At 36.8% G+C, this 22,949-nt stretch carries 22 protein-coding genes and 1 riboswitch; of the genes, 20 read left to right on the top strand and 2 right to left on the bottom strand.

From position 1 onward, the window contains the following. Nucleotides 1-353: 353 nt before the first annotated feature. The 4 genes from AB9L17_RS20210 to spoIIP all read left to right on the top strand — a co-directional run bounded on the left by AB9L17_RS20210 (nucleotide 354) and on the right by spoIIP (nucleotide 3,236). On the top strand, nucleotides 354-1,241 hold the full coding sequence (locus tag AB9L17_RS20210) for a 5'-3' exonuclease (RefSeq protein WP_223556608.1): 888 nt from the start codon (nucleotides 354-356) through the stop codon (nucleotides 1,239-1,241). Nucleotides 1,242-1,352: 111 nt separating this feature from the next. Beyond that, complete coding sequence (locus tag AB9L17_RS20205) at nucleotides 1,353-1,772, top strand: hypothetical protein (protein ID WP_375199692.1); 420 nt, start codon at nucleotides 1,353-1,355, stop codon at nucleotides 1,770-1,772. Nucleotides 1,773-1,798: 26 nt separating this feature from the next. Continuing rightward, entirely contained in the window at nucleotides 1,799-2,338 is a 540-nt protein-coding gene (locus AB9L17_RS20200) for an RNA polymerase sigma factor (protein ID WP_375199691.1), read from the top strand. Next, complete coding sequence (gene spoIIP, locus AB9L17_RS20195; RefSeq protein ID WP_223555849.1) at nucleotides 2,328-3,236, top strand: stage II sporulation protein P; 909 nt, start codon at nucleotides 2,328-2,330, stop codon at nucleotides 3,234-3,236. Before AB9L17_RS20200 ends, spoIIP begins: the two co-directional genes overlap by 11 nt. Nucleotides 3,237-3,286: 50 nt before the next feature. Here the strand turns inward: spoIIP and AB9L17_RS20190 are convergent, their stop codons facing one another. Beyond that, on the bottom strand, nucleotides 3,287-3,790 hold the full coding sequence (locus AB9L17_RS20190; protein ID WP_223555847.1) for a C39 family peptidase: 504 nt from the start codon (nucleotides 3,788-3,790) through the stop codon (nucleotides 3,287-3,289). 59 nt (nucleotides 3,791-3,849) lie between these two features. Continuing rightward, nucleotides 3,850-4,203: a thioredoxin family protein gene (locus AB9L17_RS20185; RefSeq protein ID WP_263297577.1), complete on the bottom strand. Its 354-nt coding sequence runs from the start codon at nucleotides 4,201-4,203 to the stop codon at nucleotides 3,850-3,852. A 386-nt stretch (nucleotides 4,204-4,589) separates the two neighbouring features. On the opposite strand from AB9L17_RS20185, the gene AB9L17_RS20180 reads away from it, so the two are divergent. The 16 genes from AB9L17_RS20180 (at nucleotide 4,590) to AB9L17_RS20105 (ending at nucleotide 22,948) form a co-directional block, all read left to right on the top strand. After that, complete coding sequence (locus AB9L17_RS20180) at nucleotides 4,590-6,974, top strand: 3-hydroxyacyl-CoA dehydrogenase/enoyl-CoA hydratase family protein (protein ID WP_068985367.1); 2,385 nt, start codon at nucleotides 4,590-4,592, stop codon at nucleotides 6,972-6,974. 53 nt (nucleotides 6,975-7,027) lie between these two features. Then, a complete protein-coding gene (locus AB9L17_RS20175; protein ID WP_375199690.1) occupies nucleotides 7,028-8,200 on the top strand; it encodes an acetyl-CoA C-acetyltransferase in 1,173 nt (390 codons plus the stop codon). Nucleotides 8,201-8,337: 137 nt separating this feature from the next. Then, on the top strand, nucleotides 8,338-10,122 hold the full coding sequence (locus AB9L17_RS20170) for an acyl-CoA dehydrogenase family protein (RefSeq protein WP_223555844.1): 1,785 nt from the start codon (nucleotides 8,338-8,340) through the stop codon (nucleotides 10,120-10,122). Between the two features lie 115 nt (nucleotides 10,123-10,237). Further along, a complete protein-coding gene (locus AB9L17_RS20165; RefSeq protein ID WP_175401758.1) occupies nucleotides 10,238-10,375 on the top strand; it encodes a hypothetical protein in 138 nt (45 codons plus the stop codon). Nucleotides 10,376-10,490: 115 nt separating this feature from the next. After that, on the top strand, nucleotides 10,491-10,676 hold the full coding sequence (locus AB9L17_RS20160) for a hypothetical protein (RefSeq protein WP_375199689.1): 186 nt from the start codon (nucleotides 10,491-10,493) through the stop codon (nucleotides 10,674-10,676). Between the two features lie 31 nt (nucleotides 10,677-10,707). Next, complete coding sequence (locus tag AB9L17_RS20155) at nucleotides 10,708-11,064, top strand: arsenate reductase family protein (RefSeq protein ID WP_223555842.1); 357 nt, start codon at nucleotides 10,708-10,710, stop codon at nucleotides 11,062-11,064. A gap of 81 nt (nucleotides 11,065-11,145) precedes the next feature. Then, entirely contained in the window at nucleotides 11,146-11,526 is a 381-nt protein-coding gene (gene gcvH, locus AB9L17_RS20150) for a glycine cleavage system protein GcvH (RefSeq protein ID WP_375199688.1), read from the top strand. A 184-nt stretch (nucleotides 11,527-11,710) separates the two neighbouring features. Continuing rightward, nucleotides 11,711-12,052 carry a hypothetical protein gene (locus AB9L17_RS20145; protein ID WP_068985361.1) on the top strand — a complete coding sequence of 114 codons (342 nt, stop codon included), beginning with the start codon at nucleotides 11,711-11,713 and terminating at the stop codon, nucleotides 12,050-12,052. A 14-nt stretch (nucleotides 12,053-12,066) separates the two neighbouring features. After that, entirely contained in the window at nucleotides 12,067-12,378 is a 312-nt protein-coding gene (locus AB9L17_RS20140) for a thioredoxin family protein (protein WP_068985360.1), read from the top strand. Between the two features lie 53 nt (nucleotides 12,379-12,431). Further along, a riboswitch (SAM riboswitch) is annotated at nucleotides 12,432-12,535 on the top strand. Nucleotides 12,536-12,706: 171 nt separating this feature from the next. After that, nucleotides 12,707-13,735: a methionine ABC transporter ATP-binding protein gene (locus AB9L17_RS20135; RefSeq protein ID WP_223555839.1), complete on the top strand. Its 1,029-nt coding sequence runs from the start codon at nucleotides 12,707-12,709 to the stop codon at nucleotides 13,733-13,735. Further along, complete coding sequence (locus AB9L17_RS20130) at nucleotides 13,725-14,393, top strand: methionine ABC transporter permease (protein ID WP_068985358.1); 669 nt, start codon at nucleotides 13,725-13,727, stop codon at nucleotides 14,391-14,393. The genes AB9L17_RS20135 and AB9L17_RS20130 overlap by 11 nt, the downstream gene beginning before the upstream one ends. Nucleotides 14,394-14,460: 67 nt before the next feature. Further along, nucleotides 14,461-15,297 (top strand): MetQ/NlpA family ABC transporter substrate-binding protein, encoded by an 837-nt coding sequence (locus tag AB9L17_RS20125; RefSeq protein ID WP_068985357.1) that lies wholly within the window; start codon nucleotides 14,461-14,463, stop codon nucleotides 15,295-15,297. Between the two features lie 1,099 nt (nucleotides 15,298-16,396). Beyond that, a complete protein-coding gene (locus tag AB9L17_RS20120) occupies nucleotides 16,397-17,293 on the top strand; it encodes a response regulator (protein ID WP_223555836.1) in 897 nt (298 codons plus the stop codon). A 2-nt stretch (nucleotides 17,294-17,295) separates the two neighbouring features. Further along, the gene (locus AB9L17_RS20115) at nucleotides 17,296-18,339 is read left to right on the top strand and encodes a HEAT repeat domain-containing protein (RefSeq protein ID WP_068985355.1); all 1,044 of its coding nucleotides are present in this window, start codon (nucleotides 17,296-17,298) and stop codon (nucleotides 18,337-18,339) included. Further along, the gene (locus tag AB9L17_RS20110; protein ID WP_223555835.1) at nucleotides 18,336-19,760 is read left to right on the top strand and encodes a glycosyltransferase family 2 protein; all 1,425 of its coding nucleotides are present in this window, start codon (nucleotides 18,336-18,338) and stop codon (nucleotides 19,758-19,760) included. The genes AB9L17_RS20115 and AB9L17_RS20110 overlap by 4 nt, the downstream gene beginning before the upstream one ends. Continuing rightward, nucleotides 19,757-22,948 (top strand): hypothetical protein, encoded by a 3,192-nt coding sequence (locus tag AB9L17_RS20105; protein ID WP_375199687.1) that lies wholly within the window; start codon nucleotides 19,757-19,759, stop codon nucleotides 22,946-22,948. Before AB9L17_RS20110 ends, AB9L17_RS20105 begins: the two co-directional genes overlap by 4 nt. The last annotated feature ends 1 nt before the right edge of the window (nucleotide 22,949 follow it).

The raw sequence follows: 22,949 nt of genomic DNA, 5'->3' as shown, positions 1-22,949 counted from the left end.
TTCGGGTTCATCCCAAAAGAAGCGTTTATAGGTAGGCGCTAGAAATCCCAACCACCTGATAATTGCCATATTTCGCGAAATCACAATAACATCTATTATCAGGAGGCTTTTTGTAAGCCCGTAATCAAATAACGCATTTAAACAACAAGGCACCTCCAGTATGATATACGTATCAATTAAAGGGGAGGCTTTTTTATGTCAACCACCAAATTATCCCTGTGACACTAATTGGGACGTGGAACAATGGCTTGTATATATTTACAATGAAGTTTAATGATAGTTTGCTATAATAGAACAATGCTTAATAATGAATTACTACAATCATTGTATTGTTATAGAGAGGATTAGTTATCATGACTACAAAACCAAAATTATTAATTGTTGATGGCATGGCGTTATTATTCCGTTCGTTTTTTGCGTCAGCTGCGATGGGGCATTATATTCGCCTCGCGGATGGGACACCAACAAATGGTGCCCAAGGATTTGTGCGTCATGTATTAACGGCACAATCTATCATGAAGCCAACACATCTTGCTGTTTGTTGGGACATGGGTGCCCATACATTCCGTAACGAATTATTTGATGGCTATAAGGCAAATCGTCCAGCACCACCAGAGGAAATGCTGCCACAATTTGATATGGCGAAAAATTTATCTGAACAAATCGGCTGGAAAAATTTCGGTGTTAAAGGAATGGAGGCAGATGATTTAATTGGCTCGATGATTACGAAATGGCAGGATGAGGCTGACATTACGGTAATTAGTGGCGATAAGGATTTACTGCAACTTTTAAGACCATCAACGGAAATTGCTTTTACAAAAAAAGGCTACACAGAGTATGACGTTTATACGCATACACGCTTTACTGAAGAATATGGCATCGAACCAATTCAATTTGCACAAGTTAAAGCTTTTATGGGGGATACGAGTGACGGTTATCCAGGCGTTAAAGGAATTGGACCAAAGCAGGCACTTACATTAATTCAAACGTATGGTTCCATCGAAAATGTTCTTACATCAATAGATGAATTAAAGCCAGGTCAACGTACAAAAATTAAAGAAAATCTAGACATGCTAAAATTGTCACACGAGCTTGCAACCATTCAAACAAACGTACCAATCGAGGCAGAATTAGCGAGCTTAGTATTACCTGATTACGAGCCTCAAACGTTCAAAGAAATAGAACAACGTGGCTACACATTAATCGCCAAGCAGGCACGCTCACTGTATTCGCTTATTTAAAAACAAACAGCATGATCATCAACGCAGAGTATAGAAATATGCTCTGCTTTTTTTGGCTTATCACCAAATGTTGAGGCAGATATTTGGTAAAACATATGCCATCTACATAGGTTGATTGGAGTTGAGGCTGGGCGACTCCTTGGGACTCAGCGGCTCATCGGACGCCACCAGGAAGCTTTGCTCTGTGCGAAAGCGAAGCGACAGCAACAAATGTTTTATCTGTGCGAAAGCGAAGCGACAGCAACAAATGTTTTATCTGTGCGAAAGCGAAGCGACAGCAACAAATGTTTTATCTGTGCGAAAGCGAAGCGGCAGCAACAAATGTTTTATCTGTGCGAAAGCGAAGCGACAGCAACAAATGTTTTATCTGTGCGAAAGCGAAGCGACAGCAACAAATGTTTTATCTGCGCGAAAGCGAAGCGTCAGCGGCAAAGCGCACAGCCGGAACGGAAATCAACTACACTTTATGGTGATGAGCCTTTTTTATACAAAAAATTTTGTAACCTTTTCCTAACCTCAAACGAATTATAAGCAGATAAGTAAAAGGAGGGGAAAGATTGATTGATTCAAATAACTTGGAATCAAGAATAGTTCAAATCTACAATTTGTATTACTTAGACGTTTATAGATTTCTTGTTTGTTTTACAGGAAATCAAAATGATGCGGAAGATTTGACCCAAGAAGTGTTCATTCGTGTCTTAAAAGGTTTATCGAACTTTGATGGTAAATATAACCTAAAAACATGGATTTTTTCGATCGCAAAACATGTGGCAATAGATCATTATAGGAAGAAAAGGTTTACCTCTCTATTCAAGGACGGTTTTTTTAATCAGTTATCATCGAATGAAAAGAAGCCTGATGAGGAATTTGAAGTAACAGAATTAAAACTACTTATACATGATGCCATTGCTAAATTAAAACCTAATTACAGAGCAGTAGTCATACTTCGAGGTATTAATGAGTTCTCCATTATCGAGACTTCAGAAATTCTTCAATGTAGTGAAGTGAAGGTAAAAGTTGATTATCACAGAGCCCTAAAAGAGCTTAAAAGAAAACTGAATATTGAAATAGAGGGGGTTTTGACAAATGCAAAATGAAAAAGATTTATTTGATATGTTGAAAGAAATGTACCCTCAACACCCTAGAAAGGAATTTGTTTCTGCAACTGAGAATACGCTTAGACAACGAGCACGAAGTATGAGGAAAAAAAGAATCTTAACAAAGTTCTCTGTGATTTCAAGCAGCGTTTTAGTGTGTGCATTTATTTTTTCATGGTTAATCTTCTTTAATGGAAATGGTAAAGTTTCAGAGATCATCCATAGTTTTGGAGGGGCGTCATCTTCCTACGCAATGGACGAAAAAAAACCTGTTGTATATATATATCACTCACATAATATAGAATCATTTATTCCAGAGCTTCCTGCACAGCAGATGTATAGAGAGCGGGCAAATAGTGATACGAAAAATATAACATTGGTAGGGAAAGAGTTAAGTAGAGCATTAGAGGAAATACAGGTTCCATCAATTCATGATGAGACCGATATAGCTGGAATCTTAAAACAAAAGGGTTTACATTTTCCTGATTCATATAAAGTGTCACGGGAAAATTTGCAAAAAGTCTTAGCTGAAAATGACAGTATTCGCATGGTTTTTGATATACATCGAGATTCTAATAAAAGACGGGATTCCACAATTGAAATTAAAGGGAAAGAGTACGCAAGAATTAAATTTGTCGTATCGAAAACGAATGAAAACTATGAAGCGAATAAAAAATTTGCAACTCAGCTTCATGAACAACTAGAAGAATTATATCCGGGACTATCAATAGGTGTAATAGAAAAAGAGGGCAATCCCCCAAATACCTATAATCAAGAGCTCCATGATAATTCAGTATTATTAGAAATGGGAGGTATAGAAAATACGCTGGAAGAAATGTATAGAACAACAGATATTTTTGCACAAGTTCTAAAGGATATTCTTGAGAAAAGTAAATAAGCGTTGAATTATAAGAAGAGCGTGTCTAGACATTGCAGGCACGCTCTCACTCAGTTCGGTGTAATTTTCACGAAGCTCAATACTTTTTCATTATCTTTAAAAGGAGCCGTTCGAATTTTATTTTCACGATCACGGCCACCATTATTATGGAATATTAACAATAGCTCATCATTTCGTATTTCATAGCCAATAAGAGGTACCCAATGATAGGCGAAGGCAGATTTTTTATCGCGCCAATTTAGGCTGAAATATCTGTCAAAGCGTATGGCGACAGGGCGGCCTGCATCGATTTCCTGCATTGCCTCCTTTAATGTACAATCACGAATATCCCATGTTGGACGAAGCCGGCGAAGATTGCGAATTAGACGCCATTTAAATAACCCGATTTTTGTGCCGCCAAGAAGTTTATAAAGTTCATTTACCGAAGGAGCTTGATCTTCTAAATAGTTTAAGACTACGTGTACAGTTGTAGGTCCACAGGCAGAATTACGATAGTTTGGCGAAATCGATGCATCATATTGTGATTTTCCGAGCAGTGATAATTGTTTGCGCATCAAAATTTCCTTTCTAAAAAAGAGCTGCATTTCAACAAGAAATGCAGCTCCTTTTTTAATTATTGTTGTGCAGATAAGAACTCAATAACTTGCTGAGGTGATTTAGCATTGGCGCTATGTAAGTGCGCTAATTTTTCACCGTTTTGGAAAATTAATAGGCTTGGAATACCCATTACATCATATTTGTCCGCAATTTCTGGAAGCTCATCGCGATTAAGTTCGTGCCAGTCATATTGGCTGTACTCTTCGATAATTGGATCGATGAACATATCCATGCGTGTGCAATCTGGGCACCAGCCAGCGTAAAATTTCACTAGAACCTTTTTGTCACCAGAAATTAGTTCATTAAATTGTTCAGCAGTTGTAATTGTTTTCATTAGTGTTTCACTCTCCTTGCTTTCCATTCTACACATTTTTTGCGCAACCTGAAAGTTTTCTGTTTGGTATGGTTGTTATCTACTTATTGTTTTGTTTTCGCTCGTAAAAAACAAAAAAAGTTGTATATTGCAAAAAATAATGATGAAAAAAGATTGCTAAATTAAACAAAATAATCTACACTAAAATCAGAAAAAGTAGTTTTATTTTCATTCAGCGGAAAATATTTACCTCTGATATAAAAATGGTAGCTGAACGAAAATAAGCCTTAGTCGTATGTCACAGAAGGCGCTAGCGCGTTAAACTTGAATTGAACTAGATCAATGCAAAATCTGGACGAAAATACACTAAGGTAAACTTGATATTTTTTTGGACAAAAAATGAATGGCTATTCATTCAATGGGAGAATAAGGGGGAATTGCTTGTGACTTATAACATTAAAAAAGCGGCTGTTCTAGGTTCTGGAGTAATGGGTTCTGGGATTGCAGCACATTTAGCAAACATCGGTATTCCAACATTATTATTAGACATTGCACCGAAGGAATTAATAAAAGAGGAAGAAGCAAAGGGTCTTTCTTTAGAGCATCCTGCGGTAAGAAATCGTATTGTAAACGGGGCTCTTCAAAAGTTATTAAAGCAAAAGCCAGCACCACTTACTTCTAAGAAAAATTTATCACTACTAACGGTTGGTAACTTTGAGGACGATTTAGAGAAATTAAAAGATGTAGATTGGATCATTGAAGTTGTCGTTGAAAATTTAGCGATTAAACAAAGTCTATATGAAAAAATTGATGCAGTACGTAAACCTGGCACAATTCTTAGTTCAAACACATCTGGCATAAGCATAAATGCAATGGCAGAAGGGCGTTCCGAAGATTTTAAAAAGCATTTCCTAGGAACTCACTTTTTCAACCCACCTCGCTACTTGAAATTACTGGAGGTCATTCCAGCGAACACAACAGCGCCAGAGGTTGTAAGCTTTATGAAAACATTTGGCGAAGATGTCCTTGGGAAAGGTGTCGTACTTGCTAAGGATACACCGAACTTCATTGCCAACCGAATTGGAACGTACGGTTTACTCATCACTTTACAAGAAATGATGAAAGGTGGTTATTCAGTTGGTGAGGTGGATTCTGTAACGGGTCCATTAATCGGGCGTCCCAAATCTGCTACCTTCCGAACGCTAGATGTAGTTGGGTTAGATACATTTATCCACGTAGCGAAAAACGTCTATGATCAAACGACAGGTGAAGAGCAGCAAGTATTTGCAGTACCAGAATTCCTACAGAATATGGTCACAAACGGTTGGCTAGGAGCAAAATCTGGTCAAGGGTTCTTCATAAAGCAAGGTAAGGAAATACTTGAAATTGATCCAAGCACATTAACGTATAGCCCAGTGAAAAAATTAAAAACACCATCTATCGAAATGGCAAAACAAACTCGTGGGTTAGCAAATAAAGTGAAAGCATTAACATATGCTAAGGATCGTACAGGAGAGTTACTATGGGGGATATTCGCTCCAACGTTGATTTACTCGGCGCAGCTACACGGTGAAATTGCTGATGATATTGTTGCAATTGACAATGCCATGAAATGGGGCTTCGGCTGGCAGCAAGGTCCGTTTGAACTATGGGATGCAATTGGCGTGAAAGAGTCCGTAGCCAAAATGGAGGCTGAGGGTCGTGAGGTGCCGGCATTTGTCAAAGATATGTTAGCAAGCGGCTTTGAAACTTTCTATTCGGAAATTGACGGTGACCTAGCATTTTATAATGGCTCTGAATACGTTAAAGTGCCAGTTAATGAAAAGGAAATTAACTTAAAACGCTATAAGAAAAAACATGGCGTTATTAAATCAAATACAGGTGCTAGTTTAATAGATTTAGGTGACGGAATTGCATTACTTGAATTCCACTCTCAATCAAATGCAATAGGCTTAGACATTATTCAAATGATTAACTTTGCGATCGATGAAGTAGAAGCTAACTATAAAGGCTTAGTCATCGGTAACCAAGGGAAAAACTTCTGTGTTGGTGCGAATCTAGGAATGATTTTAGTAGAAGCACAGGATGATAATATTTTTGAGCTAGATTTCGTTATTAAAGCATTCCAAGATGCGATGCAAAAGATTAAATACTCTCGCAAGCCTGTTGTGGCAGCACCTTTTGCTATGACACTTGGTGGTGGAGCAGAGGTTTGCTTACCAGCTGCACATATTCAAGCAACAATGGAAACATATATGGGCTTAGTAGAAGTTGGCGTAGGATTAATTCCTGGCGGCGGCGGTAATAAGGCACTATACCAAAAGTTCCTTAAAGGGCTACCAAATGGTGTTGAGGTAGACTATCAACATATTGCGAATAAAGTATTTGAAGCAGTTGCGATGGCAAAAGTTTCGACATCTGGCGAAGAAGCACGTGAAAATAACTACTTAAACTTTGCTGATGGGATTTCTGTTAACCCAGATCACCAACTATATGATGCAAAACAAGCTGCACTAGCGCTTTATGAGGCAGGCTATCAAGCACCTGTACCTACGAAAGTTCCTGTAGTCGGTGCATCAGGCTACGGTACGCTACTAATCGGTGCGCAAGGAATGTTTGAATCAGGCTATATTAGTGAACACGATTTAAAAATCGCTAAAAAATTAGCGTATGTCATTGCTGGTGGTAAAGTTCCATATGGCACATTAGTAGATGAACAATACCTATTAAACCTTGAGCGTGAGGCGTTCCTAAGCTTAGTTGCAGATCCTTTATCTCAACAAAGAATGCAACACATGCTTCTAAAAGGAAAACCACTGCGTAACTAATTTCAAGACGAAATCAACCATACTTGCACATGAAACAAAGGGGGATTAATACGATGCGTGAAGCCGTTATTGTAGCAGGAGCACGAACTCCTATTGGAAAAGCAAAAAAGGGTTCTTTAGCAACAGTTAGACCAGATGATTTTGGAGCGGACGTTGTCAAAGAAACATTAAAAAGAGCGGGCTATGAAGGTCCGATTGACGATTTAATTTTAGGATGTGCAATGCCAGAAGCTGAGCAGGGCATGAACGTAGCACGTAATATAGGAGCGCTTGCCGGGTTACCAGATACAACACCAGCGCTGACAATTAATAGATTCTGTTCATCGGGTTTACAAGCAATTGCTTTTGCAGCAGAGCGTGTAATGCTAGGACATTCTAAGGCGATTCTTGCGGGTGGCGTCGAGTCGATGAGTATGGTGCCAATGGTCGGTAATACACCTCGCTTAAATCCAACTTTAGCAGAAACTGCTCCGCAATATTATATGGGGATGGGGCATACGGCTGAGGAAGTGGCACGTCAGTACAATGTAAGCCGAGAAGATCAGGATGCATTTGCTGTTCGTTCACATGAGCTTGCAGAAAAAGCGATTAAAGAAGGTAAATTCAATGATGAAATTGTACCTATCGAAGTGGAACAGCATTATGTAGATGATAACAACAAACCACAAGTGAAAAAATTCACTTTTAGCATGGATGAAGGTGTACGTCCAGGGACATCTGTAGAAGGTTTAGCGAAGCTTCGTCCAGCCTTCCATGTACAGGGAAGTGTTACAGCTGGTAATGCCTCTCAAACTTCTGATGGTGCAGCAGCAGTACTTGTGATGGATCGTGAGGAAGCTGAAAAGCAAGGGCTTACACCAATGGCTAAGTTTTTAGGGTTTGCAGTTGGTGGCGTACCTCCTGAGGTAATGGGTATTGGTCCAATCGTGGCAGTACCAAAAGCACTTGAAATTGCAGGTTTATCAATAGATGATATTGACTTATGGGAAATTAACGAAGCATTTGCGTCACAGTCCTTACAGGTCGTACGTCATTTAGGCATTGACCAAAATAAAGTAAATGTCAATGGTGGAGCAATTGCCGTTGGTCACCCACTTGGTGCAACAGGAGCCATTTTAACATTAAAGCTTATTCATGAATTGAAGCGCCAAGGTAAAAAATATGGTGTCGTGACAATGTGTATTGGCGGCGGTATGGGTGCTGCAGGAGTATTTGAAATTCTTTAACTTCTTTAACTTCTTTATTTTCGCTAGATAAGCTTGGAGTGCGGCGTTTCTGGTTGCCTCCGGACAAGGTGCTTCAAGCTTTTCTATATATCGGGAAAAAAAACCATTAACAATAGATGCATAGGGAGGAATTTAGAATGACAGAAAAAACAACGGATTTCATTAAAGGCGGCGGATTTATTATTGAAGATGTGGAATTAAATCGTGTATTTACACCAGAAGATTTCACAGATGAGCATAAGATGATTGCTAAAACAACAGAAGAGTATGTTGCAAATGAAGTGTTACCAGTCGTTGAAAAATTAGAAAACCATGAATTTGAGCATTCAGTTCGTCTACTAAAAAGCGCAGGTGAGCTCGGCTTACTAAGTGCAGATGTACCTGAAGAATATGAGGGTCTAGGCTTAGACAAAGTTTCTTCTGCATTAATCGCAGAAAAAATGTCTGTTGCTGGTGGCTTCTCTATTACACACGGTGCACACGTAGGTATTGGTTCTTTACCAATCGTACTTTTTGGAAATGAAGATCAAAAGAAAAAGTATTTACCGAAGCTTGCGTCAGGTGAATTAATTGCTGCCTACGCATTAACAGAGCCAGGTTCAGGTTCTGATGCATTAGGTGCAAAAACAACTGCGAAGTTAAATGATGCAGGTACACATTATATTTTAAATGGTGAAAAGCAATGGATTACAAATGCAGGCTTTGCAGATGTATTTGTCGTTTATGCAAAAATTGATGGCGATAAATTCACGGCATTTATCGTTGATCGTGCCTTCAATGGCGTTTCAGTTGGCGCAGAAGAGAAAAAAATGGGGATCAAATCTTCATCGACACGTACATTAATCCTTGAAGATGCAGAAGTACCTGTAGAAAACCTTTTAGGTGAAGTAGGTCGCGGACACGTTATTGCTTTTAATATTTTAAATATCGGTCGCTATAAATTAGGTGTTGGAACGATTGGTGGTTCGAAGCGTGCATTAGAGCTTGCTATTCAATATACAAACCAACGTCAGCAGTTTAAAACGAAGCTGTCTGATTTCAATCTAACAAAAGAAAAATTATCGACAATGGCTTCACAATTATATGCGTCTGAGTCATTAAATTATCGTACTGTAGGTTTATTTGAGGATCGTTTAAGCCAGCTAAGCCCAGATGAGCAAAAGCAAGGAAAAGTTATTGCTAGTGCAATTGCTGAGTATGCTATTGAATGTTCTATTGCGAAAGTATTTGGTTCTGAGACTTTAGATTACATTGCTGATGAAGCGGTTCAATTACACGGTGGTTACGGCTTTATGGCGGAGTATGAAGTGGAACGCATTTATCGTGACTCTCGTATTAATCGTATTTTTGAAGGAACAAATGAAATTAACCGCATGATCGTACCAGGAACATTTATGAAAAAGGCATTAAAAGGTGAATTGCCATTACTACAAGTCGCTCAAAATTTACAACAGGAGCTTCTCATGCTTATGCCTGAGGATGTTGGCACAGAGCCGCTAGCACAAGAAAAGTATCTTGTGAAAAATGCGAAGAAAATTGCTGTATTAGCATCAGGTTTAGCAGCACAACGCTACGGCGCAAAGCTTGATCAAGAGCAAGAAGTATTGGTGAATATTGCAAATATCGCAAACCAACTATTCGCTATGGAATCAGCTGTATTACGTACAGAAAAAGCGATTGCTCGTGACGGAGTTGAAAAAGCGCATCAAAAATTACTTTACACTCAAATCTTCTGCCAAGAAGCATTTGCAGAAATTGAAAAAGAAGCAAAAGATACGATTCTTGCTTCAGCAGACGGCGACGCTGCCCGCATGACATTGTCTGCGCTACGTAAGTTAACGCGCAACAATCCGTACAACTTAATCGCGAAGAAACGCGAAGCTTCTGTTAAATTAATTGAAGCTGAAAAATATGTAGTTTAATAATAGACTTAACCTGGCTATCCGACATGTGATAGCCAGGTTTTTTGTTGAAAATAAAAGTATAGCTCTTGCAAAATGAGGGGGTGATTTCCGTTCCAGGCTGGGCGCTTTACCGATGTTGGTCACAGGCGTTATCACAGGACGTGATGGTTTTTATCGACCAACTTTCACGATTTATCACCCAACTTATGAGTTTTATCGACATCCACCTGCAAAAGAGCAAAAAAAGGATTCATACACAAACTGTGTGTGAATCCTTTGTTGCGCAGTCTTCACTCTCATTCAACTAATACGCATAGCATGCATCCTCTGACATTTGTTTTATAGCAAAAGGGTTTCGTCTGCGCGAAAGCAAAGCGTCAACGGCAATGTTTTATCTGTGCGAAAGCAAAGCGTCAGCAACAAATGTTTTCTGTAGCGAAAGCGAAGCGGCAGCTACAAAGCGCCAGCCAGAACGGAAATCAACCTCACGCTTTGGCAGGATGAGTTTCATTTTGGTTCGTAACGGTTATGATGGTATACTACAGAAAATGAGGGATACACTGAAAATGTAGTTCCTAAAAATGATTGTAGAGGAGCCTTTAAATGACGATTCAATTTATTCATTATCCAAAATGTACAACTTGTAAAAAAGCTCAAAAATGGTTAAAAGACAATGAGATTTCATTCGAAGAGGTACATATTGTCGAGCAACCGCCTACAAAGGATGAATTAACAAATTTATGGCAAGAAAGTGGACTGCCATTAAAGAAATTTTTCAATACTTCTGGTATGAAATATCGTGAGCTTGGCTTAAAGGATAAGCTTGCTGACATGACTGAAGAAGAGCAGCTTGAACTGCTTGCTTCAGATGGTATGCTGATTAAACGTCCTATCGTAACAGATGGGAAAAAAGTTACTTTAGGGTTTAAAGAATCAGATTTTGAGCAAGCTTGGAAATAACCCTATTTATCCTTGTTTTTATAGGTGAAGTATGGCAAACTGAAAGTGAATATACTACATATTTTATGGAGGGGTTTATTGATGAGCACACCAAAAGACTTACGTTACTCTGAAGAGCATGAATGGGTAAAATTTGAAGATGGTAAAGTACGTATCGGTATTTCTCACTTCGCACAATCTGAACTTGGAGATATCGTTTTCGTTGAGCTTCCACAAGTTGGCGACGAAATTAAAACAGATGATCCATTCGGTAGTGTAGAATCTGTAAAAACAGTTTCTGAATTATACGCACCAATCTCAGGTACAGTAGTTGAAGTAAATGCAGATTTAGAAGATAGCCCAGAATTCGTTAATGAATCACCATATGAAAAAGCATGGATGATCGTTGTAGAGCCTGCTGATGCATCAGAAGTTGAAAAGCTTATGACAGCTGAGCAATACGAAGAAATGATTGCTGAATAAGACAAGCCCTAATAAAAAAACGTCGGAAATCACCGGCGTTTTTTATTATCTTTGATCATTTTCCACTTTAGTTGGGGAGACAAAAGCCGTTGTAGTCCCTTATCAATGGGTGTCTTATATGATCACCGACAGAGCATAATGGATATAATGAGCTATAAGGGATATGTCTAATGGGGGTGGCGTGATGTTCGAGGGAAAATGCTTAATTGTCGAAGGGCGTTCGGATAAACTTCAAATTAAACCTATTTTAAGTGAGGATGTTATAATACTTTGTACGAATGGTACAATTGGTGTGCATCAATTAGAAGAGTTACTCGATCCATATGAGGGCTGTGAGCTATATACATTTTTTGATGCAGATACATCGGGTGATAAGCTACGGGCATTAATGGACAGACATTATCCAGAGGCTGAGCATTTACGTACGATGCCGACATATAAGGAAGTTGAGACAACTCCGAGAAAGGTGTTAGCGATGATATTGCTGCGTGCACACTTCTCAATCCATAATGAATATATTTTGTAAGGTTGCGTGAAAAGATGGAAGAATGGTCAAAAGAGCAGTGGGATACGGCTGTACAGTCCGGTGAAAAGGCTGCCTTTTATTTATATACGCCTATGTGTGGAACGTGTGCAGTTGCATCGAAAATGATGACGATTGTCGAGCAATTGCTGCCGCAGCTACAGGTTGGTAAAGCGAATATTAATTTTATAGAGCACATAGCTTTTGATAATAAAATCGAAAGTGTACCATGTTTACTCGTCTGTGATGGCGGAAAAGTAACAGAAAAGGTATATGCGTTTCAATCCGTACCATTTTTATACGAATTGCTAAAAAAATCAATTGACTGAACTTTGATAGCGTGATAAAGTACGAATATACTAAAAAATATAAATATATCGAACTCTTATAAAGAGTGGCGGAGGGAAGTGCCCTATGAAGCCCGGCAACCATCACAAAGTGAAAAGGTGCCAAATCACTCAAAGGTTTATCTTTGAAAGATGAGAGAACGGTTTAGCGTATAATTACGTGACCCCTTCTACTTGTCTATAAGTGAAGGGGTCTTTTTAACTACTTTCAACACACGACTGAGTGACCAACATCACGTTGGCCCAATGCCTTCGGCGGAAGACGCTATTATGCCGGGGCATAATTGATATGAGAAAAGGAGAATTCGCTATGATTCAACTTCAGAATATTACAAAAAAATACAAAACCGCGAATGGCGAATTAACTGCAGTCAAAGACGTCAATCTTTCTATCAATAAAGGTGAAATTTTTGGCATTATCGGCTATAGTGGCGCGGGTAAAAGTACGATGATTCGTTTATTAAACGGTTTAGAAAAGCCCACAACTGGTACGGTGACGGTTAACAATCAAGAATTTTCATCTATAAAGGGGCAAAAGCTCAGAGATGCTAGACAAAAGGTAAGTATGATTTTCCAGCATTTTAATTTACTTTGGTCAAGAACTGTTGAGGAAAATATCGCTTTCCCACTAGAAATCGCAGGTGTTCCAAAGGCACAACGTGAAGCACGAGTGAATGAATTGATCACACTTGTTGGTTTGGGGGGGCGTGCTAAGGCGTATCCATCACAGCTATCCGGGGGACAAAAGCAACGTGTAGGTATTGCTCGTGCGCTTGCTAATAACCCAGAGGTATTATTATGCGATGAGGCAACATCTGCACTCGATCCGGAGACAACAGATGCTATCCTTGATCTACTTGTCGATATTAATGAACGATTAGGTCTAACGATCGTATTAATTACACATGAAATGCACGTTATTCGCAAAATTTGTCATCGTGTAGCGGTTATGGAAGCCGGAGAAATTGTAGAACGTGGTGAGGTATTACAAGTATTCCAAGCACCGCAAGCTACCATTACGAAAAAATTCGTTTCTCAAATTACAGATACGAAAGAAACACAGGAAACTGTGGCTCAAATTAAAGCAAATTACCCTACTGGACAACTTGTAAAGCTGATCTTTGTAGGAGAAAAAACAGAGCAGCCTGTCATTTCACATCTTGTGAAACAGTTTGATGTGGAAGTAAGCATTGTACATGGTAATATTTCGCAAACGAAAAATGGTGCGTACGGTACACTTATTGTGCAAATAAACGGCTCAAAGGATAATGTTGGGGATGCACTTAACTACTTAAATACAGTCGAAGTACAAACGGAGGTGATTGCAAATGCTAACTAGTCTCTTTCCGAATGTCGACTGGGAAAAAATGTGGGAAGCTACGTATCAAACACTGTACATGACAACGATCTCTACAGTTATCACATTTATACTTGGCTTAGCAATTGGGATCTTACTATTTTTAACAAGTCCAACCCAACTATGGGCAAATAAAATTGTGAATTTTTTGACAAATTCGATTGTTAACATTTTTCGTTCTATTCCATTTATTGTATTAATTATTTTGTTAATTCCATTTACGAAATTTTTACTTGGCACAATTCGCGGAGCGAACGCAGCTTTACCAGCATTAATTATTGGTGCTGCACCATTCTATGCACGAATGGTATTAATAGCATTACGTGAAATCGATAAGGGTGTTATTGAAGCAGCTCGTTCAATGGGGGCTAAAACGTCAACAATTATTTGGAAAGTATTAATTCCAGAATCGTTACCAGCACTTATTTCAGGTATAACAGTTACTGCCGTAGCACTTGTTGGTTATACTGCGATGGCAGGTATTATCGGTGCAGGCGGTCTGGGGAATTTAGCTTTCTTAGACGGTTTCCAACGTAATCATGAAGATGTGACATTAATGGCGACTATTTTGATCTTAGTAGTTGTATTTATCATTCAATGGATTGGCGATATGATTACAACGAAAACCGATAAACGCTAAGAATTACAGGGTTATTTTGGTTTTATACCACTAACATATTTAAACAAGATTAAAGGAGTGTAATAAAATGAAGAAATTATTAGCAGGATTATTCTTATCAGTATTGGTACTAGCTTTAGCTGCTTGTGGTGCTGGTAAAAAAGAAGATACAAACGGAACAGACAGTAAAGAAAATGTAACATTAAAAGTAGGTGCTTCAAATGTACCTCACGCGGTTATTCTAGAACAAGCAAAACCAATCTTAGCTAAACAAGGCATCGATCTTGAAATTGAAACATATCAAGACTATGTATTGCCAAACCAAGATTTAGAAGGTAAAGAAATTGATGCAAACTACTTCCAACATATCCCTTATTTAGAGAAGGAAATTAAAGATAAAGGATATGATTTTGTAAACGCTGGTGGTATTCATATCGAGCCAATCGGTATCTACTCTAAAAAGTATAAATCTCTTGATGATCTACCAGAGGGTGCAACAATTTTACTTTCTAACTCTGTTGCAGACCACGGGCGCATGCTTTCATTATTAGAAGCTAAGGGCTTAATTAAACTAAAGGATGGGGTAGATAAAACATCTGCTGAGCTTAAAGATATCGAAGAAAACCCTAAAAAGTTCAAATTTGATGCAAATACAGCTCCTGAAATGCTTGTACAAATGTATGAAAATAATGAAGGTGATGCAGTTCTTATCAATTCTAACTACGCAATCGACAACGGTCTAAATCCAATGGAAGATTCTATTTCTCTTGAAGATAAAGAGTCTCCATATGTCAACATTATTACAGTACGCGCTGGTGATGAAACAAAACCAGAAATTAAAAAATTAGTAGAAGTATTAACGTCTAAAGAAATCCAAGACTTCATCGTTAAAAAGTGGGGAGGCGCGGTGGTTCCAGTTAAATAATTTATCCTTATTCAGTGGATGAAATGAGGCTGGGACAAAAAGAAAAAATGTTAGACCGATTGCATTGGTCTAACATTTTTTTTGATTTAGGAAGGAACACTCTACTCATTGAAGCGAAAAGTTAATATCTGATTTCGCTATTTTTCGAAATAATCTAGTTCTGTCCCAGCCTCATTTTTTTGTAAAAATAGAGAGGGATTGAGCCATCCACCATCTTGAAAGTTGGATTGAAATGCGACCATAAATATCTTATCGGCTATTTAATTAACCGAGATAAAGTTGTCTTGTAATCAGCAATAAACAGGCATTTTTCCTTTATTTGTTCATTGTCATAAAAGGAAATAATCAGGCTCATCACCAAAAGTTGTGGATGACATTTGTTAAGACGCCATGTTTATAGGTTGATTGGAGTGAAGACTGGACGCCCAGTCAGAACGAAAATTAACCACACGTTATGGTGATGAGCTAATAATCTGTAAAACTTCTTCAGCTTATGTGGAGAAAGTAGCAAATTTTTTCATTCTATCCTATGGAATTTTTGAAATTTTTGATTTGTTTAGAATTTGTTTAGTTTGAACTGATATCCTTAAAAAAGGATTCTAATATGATATACTGTAAAACGTTGAAAAAGCACATAACGAAATCGAGTAAAAAGCAATATCCTACCTTTATCTTTATCTCCAAGAAGCACATATTACTAAGGAAAAATATCTTGTATATATTCGTGTGACCGTTAACTATTTTTTATCTTCCTTCAGTAGATGTTTTGCTGCGAAAGCAAAGCGTCAGCTACAGAATGCTTGTACCTCTATGTAGAAAGTTCTAGAAGCAGTTATACTCATTTGATAAAACTAAGTTTATTTTAGGGTGGATTAGATGATTGAGTCTATACAAATTTGTTATAGCGGATATTGTATTAGTAATCATCAATTTTTTGTGGAATATATTCTATTTAATTTTACAGTAATGGATTCCCGCACTTCAATAAGTGAACTTAAAAATAAGAAAATCGTATGAAACTATGAAAACTATCTATTGATCATGATAGTTTTACAGAACAATCAAATACCATATTAAAAAAATGTAAGAGGAGTATAGGATGGACACTTTAATTAAAGCTACACAAAAAGTAAAAATTTTGAAAGAAAGTGATATTGTACCACTTTTTGATGTATTAAAGGCAAATGTTATTCGTTCACATATGGAAATGACAGTAATTTTTTTAAAGGCAACTGTGGCTGATTCCCATCAAATTAATGTGATTGAAAAATTAGAAGAACAAATTGCTCATTTTTTTGTATCCGAAGTTCGGAACACCGATATGCTTTTTAAGTTAGAGGGAAATTTACGATGGGGAATTTTGCTACCACAAAATGGTGAGGAGGAGGGAAAAGCGTTTTTAAATCGAATTTTTCAACTCGTAAAAAATGAGAACTTCCCTACTAAAATCGATTCAGCTTTTACATTGCAGGGAATCATTGTAGAGATTAAAAATGATCAAGTAATGTTTGAAGATTTAATAGATAAACAGTTTGAAGTTTTAAGTCAACTATCGGAACCTTGGGAAATCGAAATCGTGACGAGCTATAAGGCACAGCCAATTAAAAGAGTGAAAGTCAGTATTTTAGAGGAAAATGCTATTTTTAGCGAAGTATTAGAATTGACAGTTCAAAAAATGATACTAGATCACTTTCAATTGGAAACAAAAGTTTTTTCAGATGGATACGAATTTTTACAGTCAGATTGGTATTTATCTGGACATACGCATATCGTCATTATGAATGATATTTTACCTCGTAAAAATGGCCTTAATGTTTTGCATACATTAAGGCAAATGGCTAATCAAAAGAAATTTATTATTTATATGATGACAAATAGAAAATCTCAGTCAGATATGATTTACGCATATGAAAGTGGCGTTGATGAGTATTTAATTAAGCCATTTGATTTAAATTTATTTCAAGCACAATTAAAAAGAACATTTGCGAGGTTATGATTATGATTGAATTATCTATTCAATTGTTATTGTATATTATTGCTATTCTCTTAGGGTTTTGTGGTGTAGCAATGATTTATTTAATTTATCAAAAAAGAAACGAAGAAAAAAAGAATCATGAGATGGAAAAGTATATACAAAATACAAAAATACTTTGGCAGGGGTACTTTCTAGGCGACGACCAATTTGCTGTGACGCTAATTCCTAAAAATAAATATCAAATATTAGCGGTAGAACACATATTTTTATCGTATTTAAGAAATATATCCAATCCAATTATTCAACAAAAAATCTATACTTTTACACAGATGTATTTAAAGGAATATTACCAAAATGAATTAAAATCCAGAAACTGGAGTAGGAAAATGAATGCCATGTACCGCATTGCTGATTTTCATATACAAGAGCTTATCGGTACTTGCGAAGTATCGATTAAACACAAACATTCTATAGAAGTATTTCAGCTATTAAAAATATATTCTATTCTTGAAAAAGAAAAATTTATACAAGAAATATTGCTATGTAATTATTCTTTTTCAGAAAGTGAATATAAAAAGTTATTCTCATATTTAGAAGTAGAGATGCTTCAACGACTTATGGAAAAGATAGAGAATTTACAACAAGCAGCACAATATGCATTGATTGATACAATTGCAGCAAAGGGCAGTATGGCTGTTATAGAGGGACTTGAAGAATTACTAGTAAGTGAGGATACTGAAATTCGCATTCGTACTCTTAGAGGACTTGAAAGACTTGGCGTTATCCGAAATTTAGAGACGTATATTCCATTTGTCAATTCGTCTATATGGGAAGAAAGATTAATGGTCGCAAAATTATTTAAATATGCACCTTTAACATATACTGCCGAGCATTTAGAAAAATTGTTACAGGATAGTAATTGGTGGGTACGATCACAAGCAGCAAGCACGATCATTGAAGATCCACGAGGTTATCAGAGATTAAAAGAATTCATTGCAACGACAAATGACCAATATGCAATTGATATGGCTAATGAAGTATTAGAAAAAAGGATGCGTGCAGTATGATAATACTTGACTATTTAATGTGGTTTTTTGGCGGGTTAATCATAATTTATATGCTACTAGTTATAGTAACGTATGGGATTATGTTCTTCTTCGCACTTTTAAAGCTACGAAAAGAATATAGGCTTGATCAAACTGAAATGGATGAAACGTATATTGATGCGTTCTATTCTAAGCCAGTATCTGTAATTATACCTGCTTATAATGAAGAAGTAGGTATTGTGGATAGTATTCATTCTCTACTTAGTTTACACTATCCAGAATTTGAAATCATCATGGTCAATGATGGTTCTACTGATCGTACTCAAGAAATAGTTATTGAGCAATTTCAAATGAAAAAAATTGAAAAAGTAATAAAAATGGAAATCCCAGCAAGTCCCATTATTCAAATCTATCAATCACAAATACACCCAAATTGTTTTTTAGTAGAGAAAGAGAATGGTGGAAAGGCAGATGCTTTGAATGTAGGTATTAATGTTGCAAAATATCCTTATTTTTGCTCTGTTGACGGAGATTCAATTTTGGAGAGTACATCTTTATTGCGTTTAATGAAGCCAATTGCCTTATCTGATGGTGAGGTAATTGCGGCAGGAGGAAATGTTCAAATAGCCAATGGAATGAATATGCAACTTGGCTCCATATTAGAAACAAACGTATCTAAAAATTATTTAGTTACGATGCAAATTATTGAATACTTTAGAGCTTTTTTGATAGGACGAATTACATTAAGTAAATTTAACTTGGTTTTAATTATTTCAGGTGCATTTAGTGTGTTTTCAAAAAAATGGGTAGTAGAAGCAGGTGGTTATACTAAAAGTATGATTGGTGAAGATATGGAACTTGTAGTAAAACTGCATCGATATATCCGTAAAAAGAAAGAAAAAAAACGTATTGAATTTGTAGAGAACCCTGTTTGTTGGACAGAGGCACCAGAAACGATGGCTGTTTTAAGGCGACAAAGAAGGAGATGGCATCAAGGGTTATTGGAGAGTTTATGGAATCATAAAACAATGACTTTAAATCCGAGATATGGCGGTATTGGGTTATTATCCTTCCCGTATTTTTGGCTCGTAGAAGGTTTAGGGCCGATTATTGAACTAGGTGGGTATATTTATATTGTTTGTGCTTTTTTCTTAGGTGATATCTATTATGAGATAGCCATTTTGCTACTTTTAACATTTGTACTTTATGGTGTTGTATTTTCAATGATGGCTGTGTTATTTGAAGCATGGAGCAAAAATAAAACGTTCAAGGTTGCTGATTTAATACGTATGATGTTATTAAGTTTCACAGAAATTTTTTGGTATCGTCCCATTACACTCATTTGGCGCTGTGAAGGTCTTTTAAACTTTTTAGTAAGAAGACGAGAGTGGGGCAAAATGGATCGTAAAGGTATTTCAAGCAAGGAGCAAGAATCGATATGAAACGTATTTATTTGGGAATAATAGTAGTGCTATTACTTATAGTGATACCAATAGCTCTTTGGTTTGTGTCACCTAATAAACAACTGAATGTTGCAATTATTGATAAAACAGTGAAGGATGATTCATATCGAGAGCATTTAGGGTTAACTTGGCTATTAAATTATTTGAAGTATGAACATAAAGAAGACCAATATGATGAGTCCGAAGATTATTTTGGTACAATTCCAGATGTAAAAAATAACAGTGTGTCTACTTCTGAAATGCCAAAAAATTACAAAGGTTATGATGCAATCTATTTAGCAGATACGTATGGTGTCTATGAAGATGATCTTAACCCAAAGCAAGAAAGATTGGGGGCACGGTCAAAGAAAATTGTTGGTGGATTAGAATCGCAAGAATGGGATGCTATTATGAAACGTTTAACTAGTGAAGAAAAAAGTTTATTTATAGCAGAATTTAACTCTATTGCATCACCAACGTCTCCAGAAGTTCGAAATCAAGTGCTAGAGTATTTGAAAATAGATTGGACTGGCTGGATTGGTCGCTATTTTGAAGAATTAGACTATAGAAAAAATAATGAAATTCCACAATGGGTTGTTGATAAATTTGAGGATGACTGGAAATATGAAGGTGGGGGCTTCATATTAGTGAATGACTTTACAGATGAGGTTATTGTTTTAGAATTCAATAAACATATTGATAAAGAAGGTATTTATCTTAACTTCACTAAAGAAGGACAAAAGTTCTTGGATGTTTCATCAAGCCCTCGTTATGATTACTGGTTTGATATTGTTACCGCGGAAAATGAGCAAGATGTTTTAGCGAATTATGAGTGGAGTTTAACGAATGAAGGTAAAAAATTATTAAATAAACATGATATTCCCCTTTCATTCGCAGCAGTTGTTTCAGGTGAACAAAAAAACGCTACGAATTATTATTTTGCAGGCGATTTTAATGATATGAATAAAGTGCCATTTTTCTATAAGATGAAAGGGCTAGCATCAGTCTATAAAGTTTTACAACATTTTTCAGATGATGATTTTTATTGGTCAGCCTATGTACCGATGATGAAGTCTATTTTGGAAGACTTCGAGAAAAAAGAAGTTAAGCAGAAAGCTGACAATTCAGCAACAAATAAATTAGGTTATAATGCACGTATTAATGATCAAACATTTGAAATCTTAAAAGATGGACAGTGGGAAGCGATCACCCTTAAAGGCGTTAATCTAGGTATGGCAAAACCCGGTTATTTCCCTGGAGAGGCAGCTATTACGGAGGATGAATATTATCGTTGGTTCCAACAGATTGGTGAAATGAATGCCAATACAATTCGAGTCTATACGTTACATCCACCTGGCTTTTATAGAGCTTTGAAAAGATATAATGAAGAAGCAGAAAATCCTTTATATGTACTACATGGAGTGTGGATTGAAGAAGAAGGTTTAGAGGAAACTTTAGATGCTTATGACCCTGCAACGCTTGAGAAATTCCGAGCAGAAATGAAAACCCTTGTAGATGTTATTCACGGTAATAAATATGTAGAACACGAAGTAGGACATGCTTCTGGTTATTATGATACGGATGTTTCTCAGTATATAATCGGTTGGGTTATTGGTATTGAATGGTACCCTCATATGGTAAACGGAACAAATGAAAAGCATGCAAATATTGGACAATATGATGGTGTTTATTTCGAAACGAAAGATGCTTCCCCATTTGAGTATTGGCTTGCAGAGCAAATGGATTACCTTACGCAATATGAGCAAAATAATTATGGCTGGATGCACCCTATGAGCTTTACAAACTGGGTTACAACAGATTTATTAGATCATCCATCTGAGCCGAATACAGATGAAGATATTGCAAGTGTTAATCCGAATGTTATTTATACAAAAGGGTTGGCGAAACAAACAGGTCAATTTGCATCGTACCATGTGTATCCATACTACCCAGATTTCTTTAACTATGATCAAAAATACTTGTCGTATGTGGATCATCGTGGAGAAAAAAATAGTTATGCAGCTTATTTAGCAGATTTACACGCTGCACATCGTATGCCGATATTAATCGCTGAGTTTGGAATTCCTGGTTCACGTGGTTTAACCCATGATAATCCGTACGGCTGGACTCAAGGATTTGTCTCAGAGCAGGAACAAGGTGAAATATTAACCCATCTATTTGAGGATATTATGGCAGAGGATTTACTGGGCGGATTAGTATTTACCTGGCAAGATGAGTGGTTTAAACGTACATGGAATACGATGGACTATGATAATCCAAACCAACGCCCTTATTGGTCTAATGCACAAACAAATGAACAACAATTTGGTTTACTAAGCTTTGATCGGCATAAGGTTCAGGTTGACGGAGATACGTCAGAATGGAAAGCTCCTCCCTTATATGAACAACAAAAAAACAAGCCCGCAATGAGCGTGGATTATGATGAAAGATACTTGTACCTTCAATTAAAAGGAGATTTACTCAATAAAACATCTTCTACTCAAATTCTATTAGATGTTATTCCGAATCAAGGAAAAACAGCCAAATCTGATTTGAAAGGAGTAACGTTCAGGAATGGTATTGAGTTTGTTGTCGAGCTTAATAAGAATAAGGAGTCACGTATTGTCATCGACCCGTATTATGATTTCTATTCTTATTTATATGGGCATGAATTAAAGCTTATCGACATTCCATCTCCAAACGTTATGAAGGATAACACTACGTTCAATCCGATTTACTATGCTTTAAATAAGGAGCTATACTTGCCAGAACGGGATATAGCTGTACCTTTTGAAGCATATGAAACAGGCAAATTAATAGAGGGGAATGGTAATCCGGAGGCAGAGAATTATAATTCACTTGTCGATTATAATTGGAGCGACGACGGAACGATAGAATTACGTATTCCTTGGTTACTTCTTCAATCAAAGGATCCTAGTCATAAAGAATTTATAGGGGATTTTTATAAAGAAAACGGAGAAGTATCAGTTTTTGTAGATGAAATAAATATAGGTGCATTGTTTGTGAATGATAAGCATGAGGTTGTCTCTTCGTTGCCAGAAATTGAAAAAGGTGAACTTAATCAATTGCATAGTTTTACATGGGATAATTGGAATATGCCTAAAACTGAAGAACGCTTAAAAAAATCCTATGGAATTATGCAAGAAACATTTAAGAGGTTTGAATAGT

The organism is Lysinibacillus sp. RS11 (assembly GCF_042019215.1).
GTDB lineage: Bacteria > Bacillota > Bacilli > Bacillales_A > Planococcaceae > Lysinibacillus > Lysinibacillus xylanilyticus_A.
Note: the sequence above shows the minus strand (reverse complement) of the source record. Positions and strands in the feature narration are given on the sequence as shown.